The organism is Fodinibius sp., assembly GCF_034521915.1.
GTDB lineage: Bacteria > Bacteroidota > Rhodothermia > Balneolales > Balneolaceae > Fodinibius.
This window is the reverse complement of the sequence record NZ_JAXHLU010000007.1, coordinates 13,006-21,728: the sequence shown is the minus strand read 5'-3', so window position 1 is coordinate 21,728 and position 8,723 is coordinate 13,006. Positions and strand designations below refer to the sequence as shown.

General features: G+C 37.7%; 6 protein-coding genes. 4 read left to right on the top strand and 2 right to left on the bottom strand.

The features are described from left to right. Positions 1-18: 18 nt before the first annotated feature. A complete protein-coding gene (locus U5J89_RS05900; protein WP_322574684.1) occupies positions 19-414 on the bottom strand; it encodes a hypothetical protein in 396 nt (131 codons plus the stop codon). Positions 415-512: 98 nt separating this feature from the next. Continuing rightward, positions 513-2,222 (bottom strand): hypothetical protein, encoded by a 1,710-nt coding sequence (locus tag U5J89_RS05895; protein ID WP_322574683.1) that lies wholly within the window; start codon positions 2,220-2,222, stop codon positions 513-515. 319 nt (positions 2,223-2,541) lie between these two features. Between U5J89_RS05895 and U5J89_RS05890 the strand changes: the two genes are divergently transcribed. The 4 genes from U5J89_RS05890 (at position 2,542) to pckA (ending at position 8,723) form a co-directional block, all read left to right on the top strand. Beyond that, positions 2,542-3,120, top strand: a complete 579-nt coding sequence (locus U5J89_RS05890; protein ID WP_322574682.1) for a sigma-70 family RNA polymerase sigma factor — start codon at positions 2,542-2,544, stop codon at positions 3,118-3,120. Positions 3,121-3,351: 231 nt separating this feature from the next. Next, the gene (locus tag U5J89_RS05885; RefSeq protein ID WP_322574681.1) at positions 3,352-3,930 is read left to right on the top strand and encodes a sigma-70 family RNA polymerase sigma factor; all 579 of its coding nucleotides are present in this window, start codon (positions 3,352-3,354) and stop codon (positions 3,928-3,930) included. A 91-nt stretch (positions 3,931-4,021) separates the two neighbouring features. Continuing rightward, positions 4,022-6,739: a serine/threonine-protein kinase gene (locus U5J89_RS05880; protein ID WP_322574680.1), complete on the top strand. Its 2,718-nt coding sequence runs from the start codon at positions 4,022-4,024 to the stop codon at positions 6,737-6,739. 385 nt (positions 6,740-7,124) lie between these two features. Then, complete coding sequence (gene pckA / locus U5J89_RS05875) at positions 7,125-8,723, top strand: phosphoenolpyruvate carboxykinase (ATP) (RefSeq protein ID WP_322574679.1); 1,599 nt, start codon at positions 7,125-7,127, stop codon at positions 8,721-8,723.

Sequence of the window (8,723 nt, the reverse complement as noted above, 5' to 3'; positions counted from 1 at the left end):
ATCTTCCGGATATAGGTGTTAATATTTGAGAAGATAATTTCCCTCTGGAATAGTTCCCTCCTGTATTACCTGTTTTCTTAAGTTATTATCAACTTGAGAAATTACTTGCTCAAATGTCTGCGGAAAAGGAAGATCCTCAAATACGGAAGTGAAGATATATGCACCTGGCCTAAAACTCTTAGGATCAGATACAACATTAATAAGTTCTTCACCTCCCCTTGTCAGGCGAAATCGGAATCGAAAATCAACCGGATTCGTATTAGAACTGTTATAAGTAAATATGACTTGATAAAGACCATTACGAAAATTTTGCTCAAATGTATCGGTAAAAGGCTCTTCAATAACAGGCGAAATACCTGTAACATTAACATTGGTCACACCTTGGGCAACGACTTTCTGATTGAAGCCAGCCAAAGCTAAATATAAATACGGCCAGAATTAATAATAGAATCTTAATAAATTTTTATTTACTTCAAATCGCTTTCTCTTCATAGTTAATTAATTAAATCCATTTAAAAACGATGCTGATATTTCAAATTAGCTTCCAGCTCTGAGTAACTGCTGCTTCCCCCCTCAACTACGTTATTACCGCGAGTTCTAAGCGACAGCGAAAAGAAATCCTTATCCGTTAGACGATAATTACCCGATAAACTCAGCATAAACTGCTGTGTTTCCACCTGAAAATTACTTGCATTGGAAACTGTCGTAGTATTTGTGTTCTGATTGAAGCCACCATTTAAGCTGAGCGTCAATTTGCGCTCTAACATTGTATAACTGCCACCCAAATTTCCTCCTAATGTGAGGCTTTCTGCATTACTGGAATTGTTCACCAAAACATTCGCCATGGAATTCAAAGCAAGTCCATTTGAAAATGTTAGGCTGTATGTTGCCGAGGTAGAATAAGTATCAGATGCACTGCCCTTCGGTACTGAAGGTCCTTCCCCGTCAAAACTTAGTTCGAATGTAAAATATGAGGCTGATAAAGAAATATTGTGTGTTTTTGCATCACCCTGAAGTGTAATAGAAGGTTGTAACATCACGGTATGAGACACCTGCTTTTGATCGGGGGGCGCTGTCTGTGGCGAGGATAAAGCTCCAGAATTAGCTGTAAAACTATTTAGCAACAAGTTATAGTTGCTACTTATTGTAATCTTATCTGTGGCCTGCAGTTTTAAATTGGCACTGATTCCGGTATTACGCTGGGTTTGTATCCTACTGTTCAAAAGATTATCTCTGCCAAAACTTACGTTTCCCTGTACCGATACCTTATTATCAAAGAACCTTGCTGAAGGTGAAATGGTTATTTTTTGCTTATCATCCTGAATTTGCCCTATGCCAAGCGATCTAAATCCGGGTTGGATTCGTTCGTAACCAACCTGCATCCCAAATTTATCTAATTGTAAACTTGCTGTTGCCTGCCCGGCGTAATTTAATCTTGAACTTTGATGCGGCTGCATCAGGTTAGAAATAAAGCTTGGTACCCCGGTACTTGTAAGAGGAATCTCAGTGCTATTTAAATCACGAGTGAAGGCTGAAAAGGTAACTTGGCTTTCTAAACTTACCTTATCGTCAAAAATACTCAGTTTTGCATCTGGTGTAAGGGTCAGATTTTCTTTTGGAGTAATCCCAATTGGATTATTCAATGACTTTGATTTATCCAATTCATAATGGCTACTCAAATAAAAATGATTACCATCTCCTTCATATCCCACTTTCCCAACCATTGCCCACCGTTCAAATGCAGATTCGCGGAATTCATCTTTCTGACTGTTACTAGGAACAGCTTTCTTTGACCGTCCTCCGGATAGCTCGATATTCCAATTTCCGGGATTAAACTTCAAATACCCTCCGCGAATAGTTGCACCGCTGAGACCGTATTTAGAAAAATTCGGACTCACATCGCCTGCTTGAATAGTTATCCACTTCCACTGAGCATCGAAACTTATATTGTTCATGTTCTGGCGAAATTCAGACTGATCAGTCGAATAGAGTAGATTTAAGCCTGAGCTGAAACCAAATAATGAAAAGTTTAAATTGGCCGTTGATTGTAAACTGGCCGGAGCTCTTCGATTTGTTATACCAGAGGCAGTATATGTATTGGCAGAAATACTAATACTCCCCGAGGCTGTAAAAGGACGAATGTTGGAGTCCTCAACAATGGGATCTGTCTGCGCCAAAGCCAGAAACGGAGTGGCAATAATTAATAAAACCCCCGTAACCAATTTCGTTTTTAGCTGAAAAGAAATAATAGCTCCACTTTAGATAATATTACCCGTTCACTAATGAATACGAGAAATAATATTAAAGTGGGTCAAATTGGTTAACCGTTTTTATGTTTTACTTCAAATAAATTGGAAAACGAACTTCTCTGCGAATATTAATACTAACATTCTTCTTCATTTAAATAATTTTAATATTCATATTTTATTAGTTCTAAACTTTGCCTTATCCCATATTAAATGTTAAAATTTAAGGCAATTTATCACGTTGGTTTGTGACTACATCAGAGAAAAAACTATATCATCTATAAGATAGAGGTTCATGTCATCATCTTCCGAGATTACTGAACTACTACTCAAGTTAAAAAAGGGTGAGAACGGGATTTACGACAAAATCTATCCGTTGATCTATAAAGACTTGAAGAAGCTTGCCTATTCTCACATGTCCAGTCAATCAAATGGACATACCCTTTCTGAAACTGCATTAGTACATGAGACATATTTAAAAATGATTGAACAATCCGAAATTGACTTTACAGATCGAAGTCATTTTTTGGCCATTGCCTCACGGTGCATGCGACAGATTTTAATTGATTATGCTCGAAAAAAACATGCAAAAAAACGGGGTGGCCAAAATAAAGATATAACCTATATTGAAGGCCTTTTCAGTGCAGAATACCGTAAAACTGAAAAACTTATTAACATAGATAAAGCTCTCAAAGAACTTAGTAAACTTGATGAACGGCTTGCCAAAGTCGTTGAAATGCGATATTTCGGGGAAATGACCATTGAGGAAACTGCAGAGGCACTCGACATTTCAGAAAGTACTGTCAAACGCGACTGGAAGAAGGCTCGTGGATGGCTCTACAAGGAGCTGAAGGGCAAGTTTAAAACCACGTAATTGAACTGTTTTCGGAGAGGTTTATTCCGCCACCAAGCGAATACAAAACGGATAAAAAAGGACAAATTATTTTAAATGACATCCTCCTTTCCATGAAGAAAGATGAATTAATAAACTGGCGTATAAGGAATAATTTATGTTAATTGGGTCAAAATAATTCATCTAAAAATAAACTAGGCATAAATATCTGGGAATGCCTATTAGGCTTGATTAAAATATTCTACAGACAAAATGGGTACCGGTTCAAAAGTTACACAGTTACTTATACGTCTCAGGGAAGGTGAAAAAGGTGTATTTGACAAAATATATCCCCTTATCTACAACCAATTACATCGGATGGCTCATTCTCACATGGTGCGCCAAAATCCTGGTCACACACTTTCCAAAACAGAGCTTGTTCATGAAGCCTACCTTAAAATGATTGACCAGTCCGAAATTGATTTCACTGACCGGAGCCATTTTTTAGCCATTGCATCTCGGTGCATGCGACAGATTTTAATTGATTACGCTCGAAAAAAACATGCGAAAAAACGGGGTGGACAAAACACCGACGTTACATACATCGACGGTCTTTTCAATGCCGAAAATCGAAAGACAGAAGAACTCATCAATTTAGATAAAGCCCTTAACGAACTTAGTACTCTTAATGAGCGACTTGCCAAAGTCGTTGAAATGCGGTTTTTCGGGGAAATGACCATTGAAGAAACAGCTGAAGCGCTTGATGTATCAAAAAGTACTGTTAAACGAGATTGGATGAAAGCTCGGGGATGGCTTTATAACAAGCTGAAAGGTAAATTTGAAATCACTTGATTGAACTGTTTTACAGTTAATACTCGTATATACAGGTAGAGAAATATATATCTTTACTACCATTATTTAAGCTTTAACCAACTTAGGTATCATGAGCGATCATAACTGGGAACAAATCGAACAGATCATTGACCAGGCTTTAGATCTTCCAGAGGGAAAGCGAAAAAAATTCATTGACACACATTGCGAAGGCAACCCCGAATTAAAGGGGGAAGTTACCCAATTGTTAGAATCTATTTTTGATTCTGAGGGTTGGTTAGAAAATCCTGAAGACTATAAAAGAAATGTGTATGAAGAAATTTCTGATGATATTCAATTGCTATCAACCCAGTATTCTCTTGTAGGTACCCAGGTAGGTTCTTATTGCATTCAAAAACAGATTGGAAAAGGTGGCATGGGCACCGTTTATCTTGCAGAACATGCAAGTGAAGAAATTGAGCATCAAGTAGCTATAAAAATAATACAGAACGGCAAAGCTACTGAAGAAAATATTCTGCGTTTTAAGAGAGAACAGCAGATTTTGGCTGGCCTACATCACCCAGGCATCGCACGTTTATATGATGCCGGTACTACCGAAGATGGGTTCCCTTACATTATTATGGAATATGTAAATGGTACCCCGGTTGACCGTTATTGCAGCAAGCATAATTGCTCAATTGATCAAAAACTGAATATCTTTATCGATATTCTTCAAGCAGTGCGTTACGCTCATGAAAACCTTGTCATTCATCGAGACTTAAAACCTGGCAATATTCTAATTGATAATTCCGGGAATGTAAAAATACTGGATTTTGGTATATCGAAATTGATTCAAGAACATGAGAACCAATCCTTAACAAAAACCGGTGCTCGGCTACTCACTCCTCACTATGCAGCTCCGGAACAGGTTCGACAGGAAAATATCACCACTGCCACAGATCTTTATGCCCTTGGAGTTATTTTTTATCAATTGTTAACAGGAGAACTCCCTTTGGATTTTTCAGATCTTTCTCAATATGAAATTGAACAAGCAATAGTAAATACAAAAGCTCCTAAACCAAGTTCAAATGTATCGGATCCTAAAATCCGTAAACTTTTACAGGGTGACTTAGACGCCATTGCGCTTAAGGCGATCCGTAAAGAAACTGAATACCGTTATCGCGTCGCCAATGAATTTTTAGAAGACTTAAAAAATTACAAGCGGGGAAATCCTGTATCAGCCATAGAAGATTCTTTTCGCTACCGAAGTCAAAAATTCTTTAATCGACATAAAAAGTCAGTAGGAATAGCAGCCGTTGTATTCTTATTAATTATGGGTCTTACTGGATTTTATACTTGGCGTATCACTCAAGAACGGGATCAAGCTCAAATTGAAGCCCAAAAAGCAAAAAATACAAAAGAGATCTTAATCGATATATTTAAAGCTAACGATCCCATTTCCGGCGATGCCGAAACAGCCACTCTTCCCAATCTACTTGAAAACGGTACCGAAAATATATTGCAGAGAAATCTTAACCCGGAAGTTAAAATTGAACTTTTACTCACCCTAAGTACCATTTATCAAAATATTTCCGATTTTGATAAGGCTCAACAACTCGTTGATACTACTCTAAAATTAAGTAATAGGTACTTTGGATCGAATTCTGTAGCTACTGCAAGAAGTCACATCAAACTGGGCGGAATTGCATATGATCTCGGAAACTACCAAGAAGGAAAAAAAGAGCTTTTAAAATCCAAGAAGATTCTTACTGCACAAAATACATCCACCCCGGTATATGCCACGCTATATCATCATCTGGGTTTTGTAGAAGAAGGAATGAGCAATTACGATTCCTCCAAAGCATATTTTCAAAAAGCCTTGGATAATGTTACACAGCAAACTCGCATTGATACAGCATTATATATTGATATTCTTAAAAGCTTAGGGCGATCTATCCATCGTGAAGGTAATTATAAAACTGCTGATTCTCTTATGTTTAAAGCTCTTAAAATAAGCGAGAGTTTTAACGGGAAAAACGATGCCGTTACGGCAAGTATAGCCGGTGATATAGGGCTTTACTATATGACTCGAGCAAAATACGATTCTTCCAGAATTTTCTATCAACAGTCACTGGATATTAAAAAAGAACTTTATGATCAAGAACCGCATCCCAATTATTCTGCCACACTCACCAATCTTGGAGTTTTGGAATCGTATGTTGGTAATCATACAGCAGCTGAATCGCTTTTTACAAAAGCTTTAAAAATTGATACTAAACTCTATGGCGAGGATCATCCTTATGTAGCCTTTTCAAAAGGACATCTCGCTGAAATTTATAAACAAAAAGGACAGCTTGATAAAGCAAGAATACTAAGTGAAGAACAGCTAAGAATATATAAAGAAAACTATAATTCGGACCACTACAACTTTGCTGGTTTTTACAGGGACTATGCTGATCTTCTTTCCCTGCAAGAAGAATTTCAAAAAGCTGATAACTATTTTTCAAAATCGGAAAGTATTTACTCAAAATATAAAGCTTCCGATAATGATATTTTTGCTAAGCTTTATGAAACATGGGCAGAACACTATTACCGTACCAATCGATATGAACAAGCGGCTGAAAAATTCCAAACAGCCGCAAAAATTTTTAGTCCAACCAAATACGACGAGTACGAAATTCGTGCGACAAAATGCTTGATCTATGCTGGTAAAGCATATATTCAGTTAAATAAAAAAAGAAAAGCCGAACAATTATTTTGGCAAGTAAAAACAAGAATAGATTCAATCAAAGCTCTGTCAAAAAATAAAGAAGTTCAAAACTTGTATAATCAAGCTTATAACGAACTTTAGAGCTCCTACCCTGCCACATCAAATAAATTATTCATTACCGAATATTTTTACTTTTAAGATTACATTCCTTTCTCGATCTGATGAGTTTAGTGATCCGCAAAAGCTTTATATTTATTTAGACTTTGATATCCCGATTAGTTGGCCCAAAAAAGTTTATTGATAAAATACTTTTGGGCAATTTATTAAACTCTTAAATCATTATTTCTTTTTAATTTTAATCTGTAAGCGCTTTCGGTCATCAAAGAATTCATATCCTTAATAGTTACAACACATTCACCATAATTATGCTTATAATTAGCACTCGAAATTGGCGTATCGTTAAAGCCAATTTTTTTGTTTAGAGCTGGAATAATAAAAACGCTAAAAGAATTAAAATCACTTATCAATGAGTAAGCATTCACATCCGCGTAGCAACGTAGGACTCGATTACTTAGGGTTAGAAAACAACGAAAAGGCTATTTGGAATCTCACCCCACCAGAACTTTACGAAGAGGCTATTAAAAATGGAGAGGCCGATTTAACAAAGGATTACGCACTTCGTGTATTAACCGGCAAATATACCGGGCGATCCCCAAATGATAAGTTTATTGTTGACCAACCTTCGATACATGACGATATCGACTGGGGCGAAATAAATCAACCCACTGACGAAGAGACTTTTGAAAATCTTTTTGAAAAAGTAACCGATTATCTGCAGGACAAAAAAATATATGTAAAGGATTGTTACGCAGGAGCTGATGAGAAGTATCAGCTAAATGTGCGTGTAGTCAGTGAAGCTGCATACCACGGGTTGTTTTCTCACAACATGTTTATTCGTCCTACTAATGACCAGCTCAAAAATCACGAGCCGGATTTTACCGTATTGGCAGCTCCTAACTTCAAAGCCAATCCCGATGAAGACGGAACAAGAAGTGAGGCCTTTGTACTCGTTAATTTTGATAAAAAAATCATACTGATTGGTGGAACGCTATATTCCGGTGAAGTCAAAAAAGGCATTTTTGGTATCATGAATTACCTACTTCCTAAACAGGATGTAATGGCCATGCACTGCTCGGCTAATATGAGTGAAGACGGAGATACCGCTGTTTTCTTTGGGTTATCGGGAACAGGAAAAACTACGTTGTCATCCGATCAAAGTCGTATTCTTATTGGTGATGATGAACACGGATGGAGCGAAGACGGAGTCTTTAATATTGAAGGTGGATGCTATGCCAAAACTATCAACCTCTCTGAAGAAGGGGAACCGCTTATTTATGCGACCACAAAAATGCCTGGTACGATTCTCGAAAACGTAGTGCTCTATGAAAATCGGGAACCTGATTTTGACGATACCAGCTATACACAAAATACGCGTTGCTCCTACCCCATCCACTATATTCCAAACGCGGCCGATGATGGAAAAGGAAATCATCCGAGCAATGTAATTTTCTTAACCTGTGATGCTTTTGGAGTTCTTCCTCCAATATCCAAATTAACTCCCGAACAGGCGATGTATCATTTTATCAGTGGATACACTGCAAAAGTTGCAGGAACGGAACGTGGAGTAACCGAACCCGAGGCAACTTTTTCAGCTTGTTTTGGAGCTCCTTTCATGCCGCTGCATCCTACAGTATACGCCAAGCTACTGGCCGATAAAATACGTACTCATGATTCAACGGTATGGTTACTAAACACCGGTTGGACCGGCGGTCCTTATGGCGAAGGTCACCGAATAAAACTGGCACGTACTCGTCAAATGTTACAAGAAGCTCTGGAAGGTGGTCTTGATGAGGCTACTTTCGAAATCGATCCGGTATTCGGATTGGCTATTCCTAATGAAGTGAATGGCATTCCTTCAGAAATACTTACTCCGCGTAACACCTGGAGTGACAAGGATGCCTATGATACAAAAGCAGAAGAGTTAGCAGTAATGTTTGCCAAAAATTTCCAGCAGTTCGAAGATGAGGCAAGTAAAGAACTGATTAAGGCTGGACCTAAAGTATAA